This window comes from Loktanella sp. M215, assembly GCF_021735925.1.
GTDB lineage: Bacteria > Pseudomonadota > Alphaproteobacteria > Rhodobacterales > Rhodobacteraceae > Loktanella.
The window spans coordinates 94,398-114,303 of the sequence record NZ_WMEA01000005.1; the positions used below are offsets into that span (position 1 = coordinate 94,398).

26 protein-coding genes and 1 pseudogene are annotated in these 19,906 nt (G+C 61.0%); 5 read left to right on the forward strand and 22 right to left on the reverse strand.

Annotated features, from left to right (window positions below; all coding sequences use genetic code 11):
• Positions 1-2 precede the first annotated feature (2 nt).
• The 9 genes from GLR48_RS22820 to GLR48_RS22860 all read right to left on the reverse strand — a co-directional run bounded on the left by GLR48_RS22820 (position 3) and on the right by GLR48_RS22860 (position 6,846).
• Positions 3-656 carry a virB8 family protein gene (locus GLR48_RS22820; protein ID WP_237066082.1) on the reverse strand — a complete coding sequence of 218 codons (654 nt, stop codon included), beginning with the start codon at positions 654-656 and terminating at the stop codon, positions 3-5.
• 114 nt (positions 657-770) lie between these two features.
• Entirely contained in the window at positions 771-1,580 is an 810-nt protein-coding gene (locus GLR48_RS22825) for a type IV secretion system protein (RefSeq protein WP_237066283.1), read from the reverse strand.
• Positions 1,580-2,734: a lytic transglycosylase domain-containing protein gene (locus GLR48_RS22830; protein WP_237066084.1), complete on the reverse strand. Its 1,155-nt coding sequence runs from the start codon at positions 2,732-2,734 to the stop codon at positions 1,580-1,582. The genes GLR48_RS22825 and GLR48_RS22830 overlap by 1 nt, the downstream gene beginning before the upstream one ends.
• Positions 2,724-2,891, reverse strand: a complete 168-nt coding sequence (locus tag GLR48_RS22835; RefSeq protein ID WP_231036290.1) for a hypothetical protein — start codon at positions 2,889-2,891, stop codon at positions 2,724-2,726. The genes GLR48_RS22830 and GLR48_RS22835 overlap by 11 nt, the downstream gene beginning before the upstream one ends.
• A complete protein-coding gene (locus GLR48_RS22840; protein ID WP_237066099.1) occupies positions 2,888-5,263 on the reverse strand; it encodes a type IV secretion system DNA-binding domain-containing protein in 2,376 nt (791 codons plus the stop codon). Before GLR48_RS22840 ends, GLR48_RS22835 begins: the two co-directional genes overlap by 4 nt.
• Positions 5,253-5,531, reverse strand: coding sequence for a type IV secretion system protein VirB3 (locus tag GLR48_RS22845; RefSeq protein ID WP_237066101.1), 279 nt, complete (start codon positions 5,529-5,531; stop codon positions 5,253-5,255). Before GLR48_RS22845 ends, GLR48_RS22840 begins: the two co-directional genes overlap by 11 nt.
• On the reverse strand, positions 5,524-5,817 hold the full coding sequence (locus GLR48_RS22850) for a TrbC/VirB2 family protein (protein WP_237066103.1): 294 nt from the start codon (positions 5,815-5,817) through the stop codon (positions 5,524-5,526). The genes GLR48_RS22845 and GLR48_RS22850 overlap by 8 nt, the downstream gene beginning before the upstream one ends.
• Positions 5,814-6,434, reverse strand: coding sequence for a lytic transglycosylase domain-containing protein (locus GLR48_RS22855; protein WP_237066105.1), 621 nt, complete (start codon positions 6,432-6,434; stop codon positions 5,814-5,816). The genes GLR48_RS22850 and GLR48_RS22855 overlap by 4 nt, the downstream gene beginning before the upstream one ends.
• A gap of 43 nt (positions 6,435-6,477) precedes the next feature.
• The gene (locus tag GLR48_RS22860; RefSeq protein WP_237066107.1) at positions 6,478-6,846 is read right to left on the reverse strand and encodes a hypothetical protein; all 369 of its coding nucleotides are present in this window, start codon (positions 6,844-6,846) and stop codon (positions 6,478-6,480) included.
• 210 nt (positions 6,847-7,056) lie between these two features.
• Between GLR48_RS22860 and GLR48_RS22865 the strand changes: the two genes are divergently transcribed.
• From GLR48_RS22865 to GLR48_RS22875, 3 genes are all read left to right on the forward strand, one after another.
• Positions 7,057-7,308: a hypothetical protein gene (locus GLR48_RS22865; protein WP_237066109.1), complete on the forward strand. Its 252-nt coding sequence runs from the start codon at positions 7,057-7,059 to the stop codon at positions 7,306-7,308.
• Between the two features lie 124 nt (positions 7,309-7,432).
• The gene (locus GLR48_RS22870) at positions 7,433-7,690 is read left to right on the forward strand and encodes a helix-turn-helix domain-containing protein (RefSeq protein ID WP_237066111.1); all 258 of its coding nucleotides are present in this window, start codon (positions 7,433-7,435) and stop codon (positions 7,688-7,690) included.
• A 171-nt stretch (positions 7,691-7,861) separates the two neighbouring features.
• Entirely contained in the window at positions 7,862-8,086 is a 225-nt protein-coding gene (locus GLR48_RS22875; protein WP_237066113.1) for a hypothetical protein, read from the forward strand.
• 103 nt (positions 8,087-8,189) lie between these two features.
• On the opposite strand, the gene GLR48_RS22880 is transcribed toward GLR48_RS22875, so the two are convergent.
• The 4 genes from GLR48_RS22880 to GLR48_RS22895 all read right to left on the reverse strand — a co-directional run bounded on the left by GLR48_RS22880 (position 8,190) and on the right by GLR48_RS22895 (position 11,556).
• Entirely contained in the window at positions 8,190-8,945 is a 756-nt protein-coding gene (locus tag GLR48_RS22880; protein WP_237066115.1) for a hypothetical protein, read from the reverse strand.
• A 176-nt stretch (positions 8,946-9,121) separates the two neighbouring features.
• Positions 9,122-9,427, reverse strand: coding sequence for a hypothetical protein (locus tag GLR48_RS22885; protein ID WP_237066117.1), 306 nt, complete (start codon positions 9,425-9,427; stop codon positions 9,122-9,124).
• A 419-nt stretch (positions 9,428-9,846) separates the two neighbouring features.
• A complete protein-coding gene (lgt, locus tag GLR48_RS22890; protein ID WP_237066118.1) occupies positions 9,847-10,770 on the reverse strand; it encodes a prolipoprotein diacylglyceryl transferase in 924 nt (307 codons plus the stop codon).
• A 171-nt stretch (positions 10,771-10,941) separates the two neighbouring features.
• Positions 10,942-11,556 (reverse strand): EF-hand domain-containing protein, encoded by a 615-nt coding sequence (locus GLR48_RS22895; protein WP_237066120.1) that lies wholly within the window; start codon positions 11,554-11,556, stop codon positions 10,942-10,944.
• 141 nt (positions 11,557-11,697) lie between these two features.
• Here GLR48_RS22895 and GLR48_RS22900 point away from each other — a divergent pair, with 141 nt between their 5' ends.
• Both GLR48_RS22900 and cueR read left to right on the forward strand, forming a co-directional pair.
• Complete coding sequence (locus GLR48_RS22900; protein WP_237066122.1) at positions 11,698-14,199, forward strand: heavy metal translocating P-type ATPase; 2,502 nt, start codon at positions 11,698-11,700, stop codon at positions 14,197-14,199.
• A gap of 10 nt (positions 14,200-14,209) precedes the next feature.
• Positions 14,210-14,593: pseudogene (cueR, locus tag GLR48_RS22905) on the forward strand (Cu(I)-responsive transcriptional regulator).
• 215 nt (positions 14,594-14,808) lie between these two features.
• Here cueR and GLR48_RS22910 read toward each other — a convergent pair.
• The 9 genes from GLR48_RS22910 to GLR48_RS22945 form a co-directional block, all read right to left on the reverse strand.
• Positions 14,809-15,282, reverse strand: a complete 474-nt coding sequence (locus GLR48_RS22910) for a c-type cytochrome (protein ID WP_237066124.1) — start codon at positions 15,280-15,282, stop codon at positions 14,809-14,811.
• Positions 15,279-15,410 carry a hypothetical protein gene (locus GLR48_RS25840; RefSeq protein ID WP_272911693.1) on the reverse strand — a complete coding sequence of 44 codons (132 nt, stop codon included), beginning with the start codon at positions 15,408-15,410 and terminating at the stop codon, positions 15,279-15,281. The genes GLR48_RS22910 and GLR48_RS25840 overlap by 4 nt, the downstream gene beginning before the upstream one ends.
• 7 nt (positions 15,411-15,417) lie before the next feature.
• Entirely contained in the window at positions 15,418-15,918 is a 501-nt protein-coding gene (locus GLR48_RS22915) for a DUF411 domain-containing protein (protein ID WP_237066126.1), read from the reverse strand.
• A gap of 1 nt (position 15,919) precedes the next feature.
• Complete coding sequence (locus GLR48_RS22920; RefSeq protein ID WP_237066128.1) at positions 15,920-16,744, reverse strand: sialidase family protein; 825 nt, start codon at positions 16,742-16,744, stop codon at positions 15,920-15,922.
• Positions 16,745-16,947: 203 nt separating this feature from the next.
• Positions 16,948-17,295, reverse strand: coding sequence for a hypothetical protein (locus GLR48_RS22925; protein WP_237066130.1), 348 nt, complete (start codon positions 17,293-17,295; stop codon positions 16,948-16,950).
• Between the two features lie 231 nt (positions 17,296-17,526).
• Positions 17,527-18,264 (reverse strand): cytochrome c biogenesis CcdA family protein, encoded by a 738-nt coding sequence (locus GLR48_RS22930; RefSeq protein WP_237066132.1) that lies wholly within the window; start codon positions 18,262-18,264, stop codon positions 17,527-17,529.
• Positions 18,265-18,266: 2 nt separating this feature from the next.
• The gene (locus GLR48_RS22935) at positions 18,267-18,755 is read right to left on the reverse strand and encodes a hypothetical protein (RefSeq protein ID WP_237066134.1); all 489 of its coding nucleotides are present in this window, start codon (positions 18,753-18,755) and stop codon (positions 18,267-18,269) included.
• Positions 18,752-19,444: an SCO family protein gene (locus GLR48_RS22940; RefSeq protein ID WP_237066136.1), complete on the reverse strand. Its 693-nt coding sequence runs from the start codon at positions 19,442-19,444 to the stop codon at positions 18,752-18,754. Before GLR48_RS22940 ends, GLR48_RS22935 begins: the two co-directional genes overlap by 4 nt.
• Before the next feature lie 146 nt (positions 19,445-19,590).
• Entirely contained in the window at positions 19,591-19,869 is a 279-nt protein-coding gene (locus tag GLR48_RS22945; RefSeq protein WP_237066138.1) for a hypothetical protein, read from the reverse strand.
• Positions 19,870-19,906 lie beyond the last annotated feature (37 nt).

A 19,906-nucleotide genomic window follows, 5' to 3' on the forward strand; every position in this document is an offset into this window, starting at 1 on the left:
CGTCAGTTCTCCAATCTGTCGGAGCGGATGGCATATTCGAGCACGGTGAACCCAAACGGATTGGTCCAGACCTCGTCTATGGAGCGGCGGGTCTCCGGGCGGAACTCGAAGAGAAGCATCGCAGTGAAGAGGCCGGTCTGGGTGCCGTTAATGGACGTCAGGCGCTTGCGCAGGCGGACCGTCGCGCGGTTGGTTCCGATCCGGTTGATGCTGAGGATTTCCACGTCGAGCCGGGCATTGGGGCCATAGACCGTCGGCGGGTAATTCTCGTTGGCGCTGTTCCAGAGCTGGCGGAGCCCGCTCTCGGCAGCCCCGTCCGAGTGGCGCAGGACGCTGCGGATGCGCAGATCGTTGTCGAGCTGGTTATAGACCTCCCGGTCGGTCACATAGCGGAACACCTCCGCCTCGATGATCGCCTGGTTGGCGGTCACCGAGGAGGTGCCCACCGAGGCTTCGGGGAGTGCAAAGCCGGTGGCGGGATCATAGGGGACAACGACGGGGGGCGGGTCCACATCGAGGATCGAGACAGCCGCGGCACTCAGACAGCCGATGATACCGAAGACAAGACCCATCAGGCCAAGGCGTTGCCAGAGCCGTTCGCGGCGCAGGGCACCGTAGACCAGTTCTTCCTCGATGATTTCTTGTTCAGTCGCCACCAATCATGCCCCCGCTCGGCGTTTCGAAATGAGTTGAATCGGTTCTTCGCTGCCTCTCGCTGCGCTCGAACGCGAAAACCGATATTTATTTTTGGGGATCAATTTCGAAACGCCTTAGTCTGCCCGCAGGTCCGGCAAGGTGAAATCCATGAAGCGCTGCTCTTCGGCGATGGTGGCGGCATCGATCACGCCGCCCGTGCCGTCGCCCACGGTTTGAATCGCTTCGAGCTGCCACATGGCGACCAGCGCAATGGCGAGTTCCGCTGTCACGCGCGTGTTGAGGTCGATACTTTCCTTGAGTTCGTCCATGTCGTCGATGAGCCCGACAAGGCGGTCGACCCGCTCGAGCGATTGGCCGGCATCGTCATAGCTGTTCTGGGCCGCCGCCGAGACGAGCGCACCGGTGGTGGCCTGCGTCGCCACGCGGTTGGCCCCAGGATTGCCGCTGGTGGCCATTTCCGAGAGTGTGTCCTCGTCAAAGCCGAGGTCGGCCAGCACCCGGTCCATCTGGGTTTCGATTTCGCCTGCGCCGGAGCCAGAGAGGCCCGAGAAATCCCCCGTCTTGATCGCCTCAATCGTGGCGAGGATGTCCCCGAACTCCTGGTCGAGCAGACCGTTCAACTCGTCTTCCATTTCCGTCCGGATGATTTCGGGAAGCTCGGCAAGTCGGGTGAGCGCTTCATAGGTTCTTTGCAGCTCCGCGAGTTGGTCCGTGAGCGTGGCAAGCTGTTCGCGGAGCTGCGTCAGCTGCTCGTTTTGCAGAATCTCGTCCTCGATCATCTGCCGGAGCTGCTGGATGTTTTGCGCGATGTTCTGGGTGTCGACGACGGGCACGCCTTGCGCGAGGGCAGGGGATAGGGCGCCAAGATGCAGACCGATCCCAAGTGTCGTGGCCAAAGCTGTCCTCAAGAGCAGATGTCCCATCATTCAATCACCCTGATCGTAAAATCCATGAACGCGCCTTCGGCCATGCGGGCGCTGGCCTGGGCCAGCTCCTCGGCAGAAAGGACGCGGGTGCGTGCCGCCTGAAGCCGGATGCGTGCAGCGACGAGGCGCACGAGTTCGGCTTGGGCATAGGTGTTGAGTGCGACGCTCTCCTGCACGTCTTCAGTCTCGGAAATTCGTTCGACGATGTCGCGGATGCGCAGGCCGGCTTGGCGGATCGCTGCTGGTGAGTTGCTGCCATAAAAGGCCGCCCCATGACCGGTGAGCGAGAGGTTGGCATTGGCCAGAAGCGCGGGGTCGATCGTGCCAAGCGCATCGATCCCGCCGATACGGGTCAAATAGAGGTTATAGCGTTCAGGGATGACCGACACGTAGTGCTGGGTCTCGCGGAAGGGTGGCACGCCGCCATACTCGAAAACCCGGCCGGGTCCGGCGTTATAGGCCGCAAGGGCGTTGATGATGTTGCCATCGAATGTGTTGAGCTGGGTCGCGAGATAGCGCGCGCCGCCATGCACCTGCAGGTAGGGGCTGTCATAGTATTCTGGGTTGATGCCGAGATCGCTGGCCGTGCCAGGCATGATCTGGGTGAGGCCATAGGCGCCGACGGGAGACCGTGCACCAATCGTAAACCGGCTTTCCTGCCAGATCAGCGCTTGCAGCAACGCGCGCCACTGGACAGGCGAGAGCCCTGCGCGGCCAACACCCGCAAAGCCGCTGGTCTCCTGAGCCACGCGGATGATGAGCTGCTCTATGTTTTCTGCCGCATCCCCGAACATCTGCGCACCGCCGGGATTGGGGTCGATCTCGCCCGTGCCATAGACGGCTTCCACGGCGCGGTCGGGATCGCCGCTGCCGCTTTCCAGTCCCGAGACCATAGCCGGCAAGCCCTGACCGCCGAAGCTGGTCTGGGCATCGAGGATGCGTTGCAGGGTTTCCAGCTGTTCGCGCTCGATCTCCGCGATGAGTTCGCGCACGGCGAGCTTGTCGGCCTGAAGGGCCAAGTCAGCCTCGCGATCGCCGGTCTCGACGATGTCACGCGCGGTCAGCCCATTGTCATTGGTCGGCACACCTTGAGACAAGGCGAGACCAGGCAGCAGGCAAAGTGCCAGGATATGAGGCAGGCTAGACTTCAATGTCGCCCTCCGGGGTGCCAAGGGGCGTGAAGTCACAATCGGGCGCGACGGGTGCCGTGGACGCAAGGAATGTGAAGCAGTTCGCCTGCGGTTCCTGGTACTGGGCGCAGGAAGCCAGCGCGCCGAGCGCAGCCAAAGCGATAAGAATACGGATCATGAAAGCCTCCAGAAGTCCGGGCGGTCGCGATAATCGGCGCCGACGAGCGCCTCGCCCTTTTCCATGCCGCCAAGGATGGTGAGATTGGGCCCAAGAGCGCTCAGATCGGCATCGACGACGATCGAGCCCTGATCGTCACGGATGAGCGCCAAGCGGCTGTTGCTGCCCGTGTTGAGAAGGACGTCGAGCTCCTTCTCCGTGAGGTTCAGCATGGCGTAGTCCGCAGGCTGTGCGCGGATATTGGGCAGCAGGATCTGTGTCGGCACGGCCTCGACGATGGTCTTGCCGGTCCGGGTGCGCTCGAGCTGGCTTGCGTATTGCGTCATCATCACGGCGACGGTGTTCTGCTTGCGCGCGGTCACCAGCCAGTTCGACAGCCGTTCGGCGAAATACGCGTTGTCGAGCGCCTTCCAAGCCTCGTCGATCACGATGATGGTGGGGCGGCGATCCTCGATCTCGCGTTCGACCCGGCGGAAAAGATAGGAGAGGACCGCCATCCGCTCCTTGTCGGCCTCGCTGTCGAGAATGCCGGTCAGATCGAAGCCCACCACATCGCCCTTGAGCGAGAACGTGTCTTCGAGGCTCTGGCCGAAGATCCAGCCATAGCGGCCGTCTTCGGTCCACTCGAGCAGGCGCTGGTGCAGATCGCCGCCATCATCGGTGGACACAAAAAGCGATGCGAAATCCCGCCAGTTCCGCAGGGCCGGATTGGTGGCCTGCGCGTTCTGGCGCACGACCTCCTGGATGCGGTTGGTCTGCGCCGGGGTCAGGGGCTTGTCGGCGCGGTAGAGCAGGGTTGTGAGCCAATCCGAGAGCCAGGCGGTGCCGCGCGCATCGGTCTCGGTCCAGAGCGGGTTGAGACCCGTGGGCTGGCCGGCGTTCAGGGAGGCGTAGCGCCCGCCATTGGCGCGCACCGCCATCTCCATGCCAAGACGGTAATCGAAGACGAAGATCCGCGCCCCTGCTCGACGGGCTTGGGTCATCAGGAAGGCGGACAGCACCGATTTGCCCGACCCGGGCCGCCCCATGATCAGGGTATGGCCGCTGGTCGGTTCTTTGTCGGGCGATCCCTGCTCGTGATAGGAAAACCGGTAGGCGCTTTGCTCGGGCGTGGGCAGATAGGTGACGACCCGGCCCCAGGGGGTAAGTGCTGCAGGTTTGCCGAGCTGTGTCCGGTGGAAGGCCGCAAAATCCGCGAAGTTGCGGTTGGTGACGGCGCTGGCGCGGACGCGCTTTGGCTGGTTGCCGGGGTGCTGGCTGAGGTAATGCGCCTTGGCCGCGACCCGCTCGCCAATCATCTTCACGCCCTCGGTCGCAGCGGCGTTCACGATCTCGGCGCTGAGGGTTTGCAGTTCTTCGAGCGTGTCGCAAAAGAGCGTCACCACCATGTGATGCTCGCCGAAGCTTTGGCGCTTGGCCTCGAGATCATCGGCGGCGATGTCGAGGGCTTCCAGGAGCGAGAGGGCTGCGTCCTGGCTGGCCTGCATCTGGCGCTTTTGCCGCTTGATGCGGCCCGCCATGAGGTTCGAATTGATCGGCGTGAAGGAGTGCGTCACGATCATGTCGACCGGCAGGTTCAGCATGTCGAACATGGTGCAGGAGGTGCCTTCCGAGTATTCCCCGATGGTGAAGCTCTTGCCGTAGCGGTGGCCCACGACGCCCTCGGAAAGCTCGAAATGGTCGCCGTAAATCGTCACGCGGGTATTGGCGACGTTGAAGGACAGAAAGCCGTAGGTGTTGGCCGGGTAGAGCGGCAGCTCGGTGCCCGTGTTAAGCGCGCCCAAAAATCCCACCAACTCTCCCGATCCGGCTGACAGCAGGCGCGGCTTGAGCTCGGTAAGCCCCGAAAGGAAGACGTTCACGGCCTCGCCCAAGCGCTGCAGGCGTTTGCGGGTCTCCTCCTTCAGTCGGTCCGGCGCGCTGCGGCTGAGGAACGGCAGGAGGCTTTTCGGAGGCGGGCGGTGAATGACGGTGAGCGTCAGTGTTTTGTCGCGGAGCCCGCTGGTCTCGAGTTTCGCGCGCCAGCGCCGGTCAACCTCGCCTGCGAAGCTGTCCTCACGGATCGGGTCGAGATCAGGTTTGATGGCCTTGGAGACCTTGTGGACGTAATAGCTGAATTCCGGCCCGAGCTGCGCGACGATGCGGGCAAAAAGCGCCGTCACCTTGTCGAGATAGGCATCGTCGGTCGTGTAGCTGTTGATCCCCTCGAGCCGAATGCAGCGGAAGAGCTCGTTGACCCGGGTCCGCACGGTCTGGTCGTCGACGAGGCTCACATAGGGCAGCATATGCGCAAGTCGGGTCTCGCGCGAATACCAGTCTGGCGTCATCGTGCGGAGGTCGAGAGCCTCGTTGCGGGGTTCATCACGGGGCATAGCTGTCCCCGCCATGGATGGACCTGTTGCGCGTGGGCGGTGTCTCCTGCAGGGCCGTCATCATCACATCTATGAAGCGCGGGTCGCAATCTGCGGCCTTCCACAGCACCGGATAGAGAAGGGCGGCGAGAACGAGCACAGCGATGTGCTGGACCCAGACGAAGAGAAGCACCGAGCCGAAAAGCCAGACCATCGCATACATGATGGGCAGGCCCAGAAGCTTGGGCGGACGCACGAGGCCGAGGAAGAGAGGCGAGCGCTCAGCCACCGGCAAAGACCGCGGCAACGATGGTGGGGGCGGCCGCGACACCGGCGATCCCGACGAGAACCCAGAGCGCCTGGCGCAGGTCGATGATGTTGAAAAACCAGCTCAAGAAAACGCCGAGGACCGCGAGTGTGGCGATGACCACGCCAAGGGGTCCGGTGAGCGCATCGACAATGCCCTGCAACAAGCTTTGGATCGGGGAGAGATCGATGCTTTGCGCAAGGGCGGGTTCGGCAATCAGCAGGAATAGCACCAGCGAGGCAACAAAGAGGTTTGAAATCTGTCTCATGAATTTGATCCTTCCAATCGGGCCACAACGGCCATGACGCGGGCCACGTGGTTCTGGGTTTCTCGGTAAGGGGGAATGCCGCCGTGTTGGCGCACGGCGTCCGGCCCAGCGTTGTAGGCCGCAAGCGCCAGATGCGGATCGCCGAAGCTTTCCAGCATCATCGCGAGGTAGCGAGCAGAACCGTCAAGGTTCTGTTGTGGATCGCCCGGGTCGACGCCGAGGTCGCGCGCGGTGTTGGGCATAAGCTGACCAAGGCCAATGGCGCCCGCGTGTGAGATCGCATCCTGTCTGTAGGCGCTTTCCACCTCGATATTGGCGCGGTAGAGAGCCAGCCAATCCGTGACGGACAGTCCCGCGCGGCGCAAACCGGGATGGCCGGCATAGCGCAGGGCTGTTGCCTCTATGCCCGAGAGCACGTCTGCGCGGGGCAAGGGGGCTGGCTGGGCAAACGCTGCAAACCTCAGCGCGTCAGGCTCGGAAGCTGCTTCAGTCTCACCGAAAATGGCCAAACCATCGGACGCCGATCCCTGACCAACGCCGTCATTGTAGTTCCGGGCAAAACTGCTCTGAGACCGGGATGGGGTCAGAGAGCCGTCGCTCTCCATGACCAGGACCATCTGCGCTGAGGCAGGTGCTGCGACCAGCCAGAGGCAGATGAGGTTAGGTGTCAGCGCCCTTGTCTGATGGGGTTTTGTCTGACGGCGCGAGTTTGTGCGTACGGCTTGTACCAGCCTCAAGCGGCAGGTCGACTTGCGCAAACCCAAGGCCAATGAAGAAAGACACCACGCCGGAGATCGTCTTGAACTCGCGGATCTTGATATCGTTGTAGGTCGTCCGCGTGCGGGCGGTGACGAGGAGCTTTTCCACCCCGTCATCAGAGACAACGCGCATGATCCAGACCCCGTAATAGCTGGGGCCTTTCTTATGTGCCGACTCCTGGCACAGGATTTCTGCGCTATAGCCGCTTTCCACGAGCTCGCGGAACCTGGCTTCCGTAACCACATTTGGTGCTTCGATGTCCCAGTTCATGGCCCGGCTCACGCTTTCTCCAATGGCGCGACCCTAGGCATTCCCACTTGAAGCCCAGAGTTACGATAGTATACTATCAACTGCAAGATGTAATATCGTGCTTTAGCTGTAGTTTGGTTGCGCAAACACTAGTCACGGCCAGTGTCCGCGATCAAGGAGATAACAGGTTTGAGAAACCCAAGGTTGACAGGCCTGCTCCCATTGCAAGCTATGGTCCTTCTGATCTGCGTTCCCGGGCCGGTTTTGGCGGAATCCTGCTTCGCGCCATCCCGTCCTTTCGTGCCAAGCGATTCGCAGGCAGTGCGGGACTATGCCGACATCATCCGTGGCGATTTCGAAGACTACATCCAGGATATCCAGAGCTACTTCCGTTGCCTCGACAGCGAACGCGCCCGCGCCTTCGAGGAAGCGCGCGAAGTCAGCGACGACTATGCCCGGTTTCTGCAAATGGTAGGGAATTGATGGGCAACCTAGGAAGCATCAGGCTTGCAGCCCATGGAAACCAGACGCCGAAAACATACTCAAATATCTACTTTTTAGATAACAGATTTCATCCGCTAGCGACGTCACAAAAGGTATGTGACGCGTGGCAAAGACAATCAGAAGCGCGGGACAGATGGCACTCTGCGAAGCATTGGTCGACGCCCGCATCAAGGCGGGCCTCGGTCAGGAGGACTTGGCGGTCAAGCTCAAGTGCCATCAATCCCTTGTGGCGCGCATTGAAAGCGGCCAGCGCCGGGTCGACGTCGTCGAACTGGTCGTTCTGGCGCGCGCCATCGGCTTTGACCCCTTCGAGGTTCTGGCGATCGTGGAAGCCACCACGAAGCCAGACCACCGGATTTGAGCCATTACATCAATCGAGAACACGGGAGCTGACTTCTTCCAGTGTGAATATCGGAACCGCGGGGAACAATAGAAAACCGATATTAACGAAAACCGGCATGGCGCAGCAGCAAACACTTTTGAAGCCCAAGCTGCTATCCGCAACGCCCATTTGCAGGAAGTTTAAAAGATAGTGAATGAAGATAAAGTCGAAGGCGTCGCTATCGCCAATTTGATTGCAGCCGATGAGAACAACGTTGTCGGCTGGGTTTATCGATGGAACACAGGTGCGTTGGCAATCCGGTGGGACCTGCATGGCGCGCAGCGCGTTTCAAGGATTTACCCGGATCTCTGCGATGCCGATAAAGCTGAAATCGACTTCGCGTCTCTCACGCAGCTGCCCTGTCGCGACGACTGACATGGGAAAATATGGCTTTTATGGCCCTCGAATGTGTGCTTGTGCCTGCATTCCAGGTTTGAATTTGCACAAGAATCTGCGCGACCTCGCTGCGGCTCAACAGTCAGTAATTGACCTGCTCGAAGCCGTAATTCTCGCTATAATCACGCCAGTCTACGAAGACCGATCTGTGAAAAATACTCGGGCAGTGCTCGCCCCATCGCTCGAGACCGGCATGCGCAGCAGGAAGCGCTGCGGGTGAAGACTCCCTCCACGAAAAATCGCCCTGGATCCCGTAGGTGCCGAGGACAACGACGGCGCTGCGGTTGCAGTCGCCATCTCGCCCGGACTCGTGCTGGCGGGCATAACGAACGTCAAAAACGCGAATGGAGCGCACGAAATTGAACTCCGGCCCGCTGATATCGATGTCGGCGCGGTTTTCAACGAGATGGAGGGCGTAGTCAGCCCGCACGAGGTTGCCCCAGCCAGCGTCGGAGCCTTTGAACCCGGGCATACCGCCTGCCCTGGTAGCCTGATCAACGAGCGGGGCTGATGAGTTTGGTGGGGTTCCAGCAGTACCATACAGGGCATCGAATATCCGGTCCGTGGGGCGCGACCTTGCAGGCCCATCGAAAGACGCATCCATCGGGCAGCGCCAAATCTGAAGCGGCGGCTCCACCGGCCAAGGTGTGATGCGCCGGATGAACTCGGCCCGAGTGCGTCCGCATGGCACGGAAGCTGGCCATCCACCGGATAAACACAGCAGGATGGCGCAATCGATCTGATAGGTTTGGGCGCGGGCTTGCGTCGGAACTGTTGGCGCGGTCAAGGCGAGAGCTAAAAAGGCCGCCAGAGCGAGGTTTTTGAAGTCGAAACGCATGGTAAGGACCCTTGATAATCTTTACCCAGCTTACATACGAAAATATACTATTGCAACATTGATGGTGGTTGCGGTGGTCAGCAAGATCGCAAGGTGACAGCGTCGATTGGCCTCTGCCGGTCACGCCGTGCCAAGCGTCTCCGCACGCAGCAGGTGAACAATCTGCTTCAGGCTGGTCAGGTCATTGATGGCGCCCGACCCAAGATACGTATCCTCGATGGCAACGAAGTGGCAGTCTTCGTTAGACGCTGTTCGAGCCGGGTAATGTAGGAAGCCATATTCCCACGCGGGAACATCTGGCGGACTTCTCCGACAAAGGCTGGCAACAATGTGGCGAAGGCTGGGTTGTCGCGGGCGGCGGAGACATAATGGAGGAGCTTTTCGCCGACAAGATAATCCAAGGCCGCCTCGTCACCGAAGCGTTTCCGGATGCCGTGCGTAGCCTCGCACTGTTCGCGCCAGATATCCTCGAACTTTCCCATGCGACTATCTTCCCTGACCATGGTTGTTCTGCTCCGGCATGATATCGCAATCCCCGATTGAAGCCATTCTTCAAGTTGTGACCACCACCGCCGCCCGGAGAGTTTCTTGACCGCTACGGCAACTGCTTTCTTCTGTCCAACGAGGTTGAACATTTATCTGAGCTCTGTTGATGTAGGGCAACACCAGATCGCAGGCGACTGGGGCAGCGGTGAGCGATGCACCGCTGCCATGCCGGATTAGATAGGCGAGAGTAATTTCCAAATGCGGCAGGAGCGACAGCCATGTACTTCGCATGATCACCCCGGTTTCACCGTAGATTGGCCAAACTGGGCACAACTGCCGCGCGGCATACCGTATTGCTGAACATCTGATTGATTCGGTCTTGCTCGCCATCGCGTGCGTTCCATATCCGACGGCGTCACGCTGTGGTGCTTGAGGCAGCCTGTGGGTCATGACGGACCTGCTGAAAAGACCACCAGATCAGCGCCATTCCGACGATCACCATCGGCAAGGACAGGATCTGACCCATTGTCAGACCCCAGTCCCCGATCTGCAAGACATAGCCCACCGGGTTACCAAGGCTGACAAATTGAAGATCCGGCTGTCGGAACAGCTCGACAAAAGCCCGCGACAAACCATAGCCCGCAAGGAAAACTCCGGTGATCGCACCCGGCGATTTGAGCCAGCCGCGCCGCCATCCGAGAACCAGGAGCAACGTGCCCAGCATGACGCCTTCCAGCAGCGCCTCGTAGAGCTGAGACGGATGGCGTGCACAGAGCCCAGCGATGCCCTCGCAGGCCTGCGCCGCGTCACCCGGAAAGGTGACGCCCCAAGGCATGTCAGTCGGGCGGCCCCATAGTTCGTTATTTGTAAAATTGGCCAGACGCCCCAGCAACAGCCCCGGCGGCGCGGCCAGTGCCAGCAGGTCCGCGGTGCTCAGCAAGGGCGCTTTCTGGCGCAGGCAGAATGCCGTTGCGGCAATGACCACGCCGATAAAGCCGCCGTGAAATGACATGCCACCCTGCCAGACCATCAGGATCTCCAGTGGGTTCTGCAGGTAGTATTCGGGCTGGTAAAACATCGTATAGCCGACACGCCCGCCGATGATGACACCGGCTACGATCCAGGTGACAAGGTCTTCGATCTGGCTACGCGAGACCGGTGGCCCCGCTATACCCCAAACGGCTGGTTTTCGGATCGTCCGCATGCAGATCCACGCGGCGATGATGAAACCGGCGATATAGGCCATCGCATACCAGCGCAGCGCAAGGTGCAACGACCCCAGCTCGATCGCAAAGATATCCGGGCCGATATCCGGAAACGGGATTGCAGCAGTCAGCATTGTTTTCGCTTTCGGGAGTGTTGAGAGTGGATGCCACTTTAAGCAAAGTAGCTGCAGGACACCTGCCTGGCGACCGGACGACGAGGTCGCCGCCTGTGTGATCCTGCGACATCCGTATTGTATGGATGTTCAAGGCAGTGGCGCCGTCACACTGTGACGGCGCCAGATCGATCAGTTGCCGGTCTTGGTTTCGTCGTCGTTCATGTCCATTTTCATGTCCATGCCACCGTCGGATTGACCCATCATGCCGCCCATCCCGGAGTGCATCTTTTCCATGCGCGCCATCTTGTCGGCGGGAGCGGTCATTTCTTCACCTGTGACAGAGCCGTCGCCGTCGGCGTCGAGCTCTTGAAACCGGTCCACCATCATTTCACGTATCATGGCGCTGTGCAGCGTCTCGAACTCGGCAATCGAAAGCGCACCGTTACCGTCGGCGTCGTATTCCGTCAGCTTGGCTTGCAGCTCGGTCCGCATCTCGTCGGCGGTGACGGTGCCGTCTTCATTGGTGTCGAACATCTTCATCATGTCGCCGCCCATCTGGCCACCATCCATCATACCGCCGCCCATCATGTTGCCGTGCATGCGCTGCATCATGCCCATCATGTCGGACATGCCCCCCACCATGCCTTTGCCGCCGTCGTGCATCGCCATGCCGCCACCGTTCATCGACCCGGACTGGCCCTGCCCGTCGTGGGATGCGGCGATGGCAACGCCACCCAGCAGGGTCGCAACCGATGCGGTTGCCGCGAGAAGAAATTTACGGCTCGTCTGAAAGTATGTGGTCATGTCGTTCTCCTTTGATCTGATTGACAGGTGGGGGGTTCTGCCACTGGAAGGTCAAGGACGTCACAATAATAAAGTCGATCCCCTTGACCTTCCAGCAAGTGGAACCCCCATCTGTGTAAGGAACCAAAGCAGGATTGTCCGATGTCAACGTTGAAATCCATTCAGCTCTCTGTTCAAAACATGTCCTGTGCGTCTTGCGTTAGCCGGGTCGAGAGGTCGTTGACCGCGCTGCCGGGCGTCAGTGACGTGCGGGTGAATTTGGCCAGCGAGACGGTGCAGGCCGAGGTCGATACGCCTGACCGGGTGGCCGAGGCCGTGGCGGCGCTGGATTGGGCTGGCTATCCGGCGCGCACCCAAAGCGTGCGCTTGAACGTGACCGCGATGACCTGCGCGTCCTGTGTCGGGCGTGTCGACAAGGCGCTTTCGGCGGTGCCGGGTGTGCAATCAGTGAACGTGAACCTGGCGTCGGAAACCGCGACCGTGGCCTATTTCGAAGGTGCCGTAACCATCGCGGATCTGCTGCAGGCGGCCGCGGCGGCAGGCTATCCGGCGGAACCCGCTGCGGATACAGCACCCGAGGATCGCGGTGCCCGCAAGGCGGACGAAGCCCGCGCCTTGGCCCGCAAGACCGCCATTGCCGCCGCACTGGCCCTGCCGGTGTTCATCCTTGAGATGGGCGCGCATATCGTCCCCGGCATGGCCGATCTGATCGAGCGCACGCTGGGGCATCAGACCAGCTGGGTGATCCAGTTCCTGCTGACGACCCTCGTGCTGGTCTGGCCCGGTCGCAGCTTTTACACCAAAGGCTTTCCGGCGCTGTTCAAGGGTGCGCCGGACATGAACAGCCTTGTCGCCGTCGGCACCGCTGCGGCGTATCTCTATTCGCTGGTTGCCTTGTTTGCGCCAACCTTACTGCCCGAAGCCTCCCGCGCGGTCTATTTCGAGGCCGCCGCCGTGATCGTCGTCTTGATCCTGCTGGGCCGTTGGCTGGAGGCCCGCGCCAAAGGCCGCACCGGGGCTGCGATCCAGAAGTTGCTGGGATTGCAGGCCCGCACCGCGCGGGTACTGGTTGACGGTGAACCGCAGGACGTGTCGATTGAGAAAATCCATGTCGGTGACATCCTTTTCGTCCGCCCCGGCGAGCGGGTTGCCGTTGATGGCGAGGTCAGTGAGGGGCACGCGCGGGTCGATGAAAGCATGATCACTGGCGAACCTGTGCCGGTCGCCAAGACCACCGGCGATGCGGTCACCGGCGGCACGGTCAACGGGGCAGGGGCGTTCCAGTTCCGTGCCACCCGCGTCGGGGCCGACACAACACTGGCCCAGATCATCCGCATGGTAGAGGAGGCTCAGGGGGCCAAGCTGCCGATCCAGGGTCTGGTCGACCGGATCACGCTGTGGTTCGTCCCCGCCGTCATGGCGATTGCCGCGCTGACCGTCATCATCTGGCTGCTGCTTGGTCCGTCGCTGTCCTATGCGCTCGTCGCGGGTGTGTCGGTGCTGATCATCGCCTGCCCCTGCGCAATGGGGCTGGCAACGCCGACCTCGATCATGGTCGGCACCGGGCGGGCGGCGGACATGGGCGTGCTGTTCCGCAAGGGCGACGCGCTGCAACAGCTGACCGGCGTGAAGGTCGTGGCGCTCGACAAGACCGGCACCGTGACCGAGGGCCGCCCGGCGCTGACCGATCTGGTACTGGCCGAGGGGTTTGACCGCGCAGAGGTCCTGACGCTGGTGGCAGCGGTCGAGGCGCAGTCGGAACACCCGATCGCCGAGGCCATCGTGCGGGCGGGGCAGGCGGAAAATGTGACCCGGCGCCCTGTTGAGGACTTCACCTCGATCACTGGCTACGGCGTCCGTGCGCAGGTTGCGGGCCGCGACGTGTTGATCGGCGCAGACCGTCTGATGATACGTGAAGGGATTGATACCAACGCGCTTGTCGCGGCCGAAAGCCAATTGGCCGAACAAGGCCGTACCGCGTTGTTTGCCGCCATCGACGGGCGTGTCGCGGCGGTGATCGCTGTCGCGGATCCGGTGAAACCGGCCAGTGCCGTCGCCATTCGGGCGCTGCACGATCTCGGCCTCAAGGTTGCGATGATTACCGGCGACAAGCGTGAAACGGCGCAGGCTATCGCCCGCGAGACCGGCATCGACCACGTAATCGCAGGTGTTCTGCCCGACGGCAAGGTGGCGGCGCTGGACGCATTGCGCGGTGCGGGCCAGCATATCGCCTTTGTCGGAGACGGTATCAACGACGCCCCCGCCTTGGCCCATGCGGATGTCGGCATCGCCATTGGCACCGGCACCGACGTCGCCATTGAATCCGCCGATGTGGTGCTGATGTCGGGTGATCTGCGCGGCGTAGTGAATGCCTTTGCGGTCTCTACCAAAACGATGCGCAACATCCGCCAGAACCTGTTCTGGGCCTTCGGTTATAACGTCGCGCTGATTCCGGTGGCCGCCGGCATCCTCTATCCTGCCTTCGGGCTTTTGCTGTCGCCGGTGCTGGCCGCCGGCGCGATGGCACTCAGCTCGAGCTTCGTGTTGACCAACGCGTTGCGGTTGCGCCGCGTAAGACCCGCCATGCGAGAGGCGACCCCGGCACAGCCAGTGTCACACCTTTCACCTGCCCCAGCCCAATAAGGACCTGATCATGAATATCGGAGACGTCGCCACACATTCGGGGTTGCCTGCGAAAACTATCCGCTATTACGAGGATATTGGCCTTGTGTAGCCTCAGCGGAGTGCCAACGGCTATCGCACCTTTCGGCAAAGTGACGTCCATAAGCTGGCGTTTCTGGGCAGGGCGCGGGCTCTGGGCTTTACCATCGAAGATTGCCGCAGCCTGCTGAAGCTTTATGCCGACACCGACCGCGCCAGCGCCGAGGTCAAACATATTGCGCAGGAACACCTTGGGCGTATCGACCGCAAGATCGTCGAACTGACCGCGATGCGTGCCACACTTGGGCATCTTGTCGAGTCCTGCGCCGGCGATCACCGCCCTGATTGCCCGATCCTTGCCGATCTGGCGGTTTAGTTTGCTCTAAAGACTGACGTTCGGAAATCGCCGCGTTTTCCCGGGAACGGATTCACCATGCCCTGTAAACGTCAGAATGACCGCGCCGTGCAGCGGCACTTGGCCAGAACATGCGTCGTGGCCAGACCCCCCTTGCGACCGGTGATCTGACCGGTCGGCGCGATCATCAACGGTTTCCAACCTAGACCTGGCCAGCAACCTTCAGGCTACGACCCTTACTCATCATTGGCCGTGACTTCAGCTTGAAAGCCACGCTGGCGGTCTGGCCATGTGCTTTTAATGTAATCAAGCACGGCGGTGATCTCAGTATCACTCAGGATATTTTCGAAGGCAGGCATGTCACTCTCGTAGCCCGGCACAACGGCGCTGAGGCCCAGTTTGGTGATGGTAAAAAGGTCGCTGTCGGCGTGGTGCCAAGTGTGGCCAGTTTCGTCATGCGGCGGGGCGGGCATCCGGCCGTTTTCCGACCGCCGACGCCAGTCAGGCTGACCTTCCAGATTGGCGCCGTGGCATGCGGCGCAGTTTGCGGCGTAGATATCCTTGCCTTGCGCAAGCGTTGCCACGCTTGCTGCTGCTTCGGGGGCCGCAAGCGCGGCAGGCGTGTCACCGCCAGAAGTCTGTGCCCATGCCGCGACCGCGACGAACGCGACGGCGGTTCCGACCGCGCTTAAAAGATAAATCCGGCTCATACGGGCCTCCTGAGATATTTGACAAGCGCGAGGAAGCTGAGACCCAATAGAGCGATGACAAGGAGCAGCACAACGCCGCCCCCTGCCATCATGACGCCTGCCATCGGCCCGTTCATCATGTCAGCCATCGGACATTCATTCATCGGCATAAACAGAGACCCCATCCTTACCGAAGGCAAAGGTTTTCAGCGGGCCGTTCTTGCCAGCCATGCCCGGGGCGTTTTGGGGCATACCCGGTAACGTGATGCCGATGATCTCCGGGCGTTCTGTTGTCAGCCGGTCGACGATTTCGGCAGGCACGAGACCCGAGACGTAGTAGCCGTCAACCTGTGCCAGGTGGCAGCCCAGGCCGTTCTCCGGCACGCCCACCTCAATAGATCGCTTGTCGAAATCCCTGTCGTCGACGCGGGTCACGACATAGCCGTTTTCCTCCATGTAATCGGCGTAGGCGTCACAACACCCGCAACCTGGATCGCGCCAGATCGTCATTTGACGGTTCGCCGGCACGGCATCAGACGGAGATGCGGTTGCAACAACTGGGCTACTTTCCTGCGCGGTCAGGGTGGTCACGCCCAGCCCGGCAACAGCAACTGCGGCGACAGAGAGGGCAGAGCCCATAACAAATCTGCGGTTCATATCAATTTTCCTTCGTAAAAGTGAGGGGTGACCAGCTTGCGCCGCCATCGCGTGTATCGCTCAGGCCATCGGCGCGCGCGGCCACGACGTGAAGAGGATCAGTGGGATCGACAGCAAGTGCTGCGACTGGCTCCGGAGACATAAGCGCCCAGTCGACGCCCGCGTCGGTCGAGGCCCAAAGGCCAGTCTCCAGACCAGCGTAAAGCTGATCTGGGGCGGCGTTGGCGAGGCCAAGATTGCGAACGGCAACACCGGCTGGCAAAGGAGCCGTCGGAGCCGGTGTTTTTCCGGCCGCCAGCGTATCCATTGCATCGCCCGCCGTCACGTCCTGCCAACGGCAAAAGCAGTCGGGTACGCGGGTCAGGCCGGCGGCGGTGCCAGCATAAAGCCAAATGCCGCCCATGCCGGTCTGGCTCGCGACCGAGACAAGGCTGAGCACATCATGTTCGGCCCCATCGAGGTAGGGACGATCCATGACGAACGTCCAGGTTTCGCCGGCATCCTCGCTGCGCCACAGACCATCGCCTGCCAGCATTGCATAAAGCATATCAGGTGCCTCGGCCGCCATCGTGACCGACAGGACCTGCGAAGCAGGCAGACCCGTATCGGCCTTGGTCCAGCTTTCGCCACCGTCCGTACTGCCGCGCAGGCCGCCATCGCGAAGGGCTGCGTAAAGGGTGCCGGGACGATCGGGATGGCTGGTCAGCGACACGATCGCACCGGGATCAGCAAGGGGGGTCGCGCGTGTATCGACGATGCGCCAAAGCCCGTCGTCCGACGCGGCTACGATGGCCCCGTCATCAAAGGTCAAGGCTTGGAATGTCATCGGATCGGTTGCGGCGAACGAGGCCTGCGGCACCGCCAATCCCAGGCTTAGGGCCGCAAAGCCTGACGAAAGCACGCATCGGCGCGTGAGAGATTTTAACATAGCAGTAAATCCTGAAAGGAAATTGGTCAGTCAGACGCTTGCCTGCCGTCTAACGGCAAACAAGGCGAGACCTGGCCGTCATCCTATAAAGGAACGGCAGGTCAGATCAGGAGGGTGCTTCGCGGAGGGGTCGGATCGACGCCAAGGTCGAGCCCCTCCAGACTGAGAGCGGCCACTGAAATCAGACCCGACCTCCGCACTGCTTTCACGGCGCTGGTCGGGGTGGACACAGCCAGCAGGACAGGTGCGGTGCAGTCCAGATCGCATGCCACCTTTGTCGTCTTGTCTGACGTGCAAGCCGGGCAATTGTCATCCGCGGCCACTGCTGCGGTCATGTCGCGGTTGGCCATATCGAAAGACATGTTGGCACTGGCCACGTCATGCAGCATGACCCCGCCCAAGAGGACAAGAGACAGACAGAGCGTGGCAAGGCGGATCCAGATGCGCATAAATCTCAGATAGGGGCTTGAACGGGCTGTGTCCATTTGTTTGCCTATTATTGCATTCACAAGTTCATTAGATTTGGGAGGCCCGAGAGCGACGCCCTTCGGCATTTCCGCGTGGTGACTTTTTTCGCCCTGTGGTTCGATGCGATACGGTGCCTGTTCGTGGTCCGGCTATGGCGCACAACACGGGCTCATTTTAGCGAATATGCGCAGGAGGGCTGGCGGCCATGTCGGTCACCCGATCGTCGAGAGGAACGGAAAGGTGCCCAGCATCCAGTAGGCCATGCGCGATAGCTGTCCGGTCAAAATGGCCAGACCCATCAAAACCATCGCGATACCCGCCCCTTTGTACAGCCAGCGTCCGGCTTTGCCGATGCCACGGATCCGTGCCGCGATGGCGTCGGTGAATAAGGCGGCCAATAGAAACGGTACGCCAAGTCCTGCGGAATAGATTGCCAGCAGCCAGATCCCGTCGGACATGCCCCCTGCCGTCGAGCTGAGTGTCAGGATCGCGCCAAGGATCGGACCGATGCAGGGGGTCCATCCAAAGGCAAATGCAAGACCCAGCACATAGGCTCCCAGCGGACGACCGCCGGGAATATCCAGCGCGAGCCGGGTGTCGCGCGACAGTGCCGGGATGCGGAACAGGCCCAGCATGACCAGCCCGAACAGGATGATGATCCCGCCGCCCAGATAGTTCAGCTCTGCCCGCCATGTCAGCAACAGCGACCCCAACGCGCTTGCGCCAGCGCCAAGTGCGATGAAGACCGTCGAGAACCCCAGAACGAAGCAGGCGCTCAGCCCCAGGGCTCCAGCGCGGGCGCGTAGTCCGACAGAGGGTGTCGTCCGCAGGCCAGGTTGACCGGCGATATAGGACACATAACCGGGCACCAGAGGCAGCACGCAGGGCGACAGGAACGAAATCGCCCCCGCCACAAACGCTGCAAAAATACCGATGCCAGAGATATCCATGCCTAAGCTTCCTCTGTTGCCACGTGACGCGCGGCCCACCAGAACCCCGCCAATGGTATGACAATCCATTGCAGCACGGGCGACAAGCCTGCATCAAGCACCGGAATGATCGGCATCAGATCCGAGTAGGCCCAAGCGGCCCGGATCACGATATTGAGCCACTCGCTGAACAGGGTATAGCCAAGCCCAAAAGCCACCGCGAGGATCGTCACGCGATGCCGGGTTGCCGCAGCAAAGGGCCAGCCGCTGCCGGTCAGCATCATGGCCAGCATCAGCGCACTCATCCCGATCAGGATGTCGCCGCCGGTGCAGTGAACGGCGGCAAAGACGATCTCGCCCCACGTGCCATCGTTCCAGATGGTATAGAGCGGCATATGCGCGAATTCCCAAATCAGATGCGCCGGGATGATCACTGCGAAATAGCGGCGCAACGCGCCCAACGATATTTGGGAGCCGACGACAGGCGCCGCCGCGAGCGCTCTCGCACTCATTGAAAGATACCGGAAACTCGATCCCACCAACCGGATTCACGCTGCCGGTGCTGACCATTGCTGATCAACTCGCTGACATACAGGATCAGGTTCACCTTGCTGAACTCCATGCCGTGAAACTTGCCCGCAAGGCGTCCCCCGGTGTCGATGACATGGGTCACAGCACCATGGACCATGGTACCCATTTCCGCCGTCATCGTGAATTCCAGCCCATAGTCCTTGGCCAACCGCCGTGTGGCATCGTCGGGCTGGTCCGGGGTCTTGGTCAGTATGACCCAGTTGCTGGTATCAAGGCCGTGCAGATCGGCGTAATCGCGCAGGATATCCGGCGTGTCGTTGACCGGATCGGTCGTAATCGTAATGAACTGAACGCGATCCTTCATCGGGCCATCGTTGATGGACGCCTGTATTGCCGCGATTTTTTCGGAATGCAGCGGGCAGACGTCGGGGCAACTGGCGTAGATAAAGTTCAGAACAACGATCTTGTCGTCAAAGTCCGACAGGCTGACTGGCTTACCGTCAGCGTCCTGCAAGGCAAATGGCGGGGCCGCAGCGTCGATGATCTGGAAATATTGCTCCATCTCCATCATGCGGGCATCGAGGTTCTCGCCCGGATGGTTGGCCAAGGCCGGTGTGGAAGCCGCTGCAGTAAGGGCAGCCAAGGCGGCGCGCCGCGTCAGAGTATTCAATGTTTCGTCCTTTGGTTTTGCGCCCTGCCGACCCAGAAATGGGCGAGGCAATCGTAGGCTTCAGCGCTCAGATTTACGGCGTGGTTTTATCATGAGCACAGGTCGCGCAGTCGGAGCCTTATCGGGTGTATAGAAGACCGAAAGCATCAATCAGGTGACGGCATGTCAGTCGATTTTGAACAACTCTTGCCGGGGCCGCCCTTCATGCACAAACCCAGTCCACACATCGCGGCACAGGGTGCAAAAGAAATAATCAGTGGCGCTACACCGATCGCAGTCAGCCATCCCCAGTTCATGGCCATACCGCTGCCAACGATGGCTGCAGCACCCGCAAAGATCAGCCGCTTGCGCGTCATCCATTGCAGCGGTGCAGGACCTGCAGGGGTCTCGGGCTTTGCAGGCAGACTTTGGGATATATCCGTCATTTCAGTTCTCCTCTCGATGTTGCGTAGGTAGTCCTTC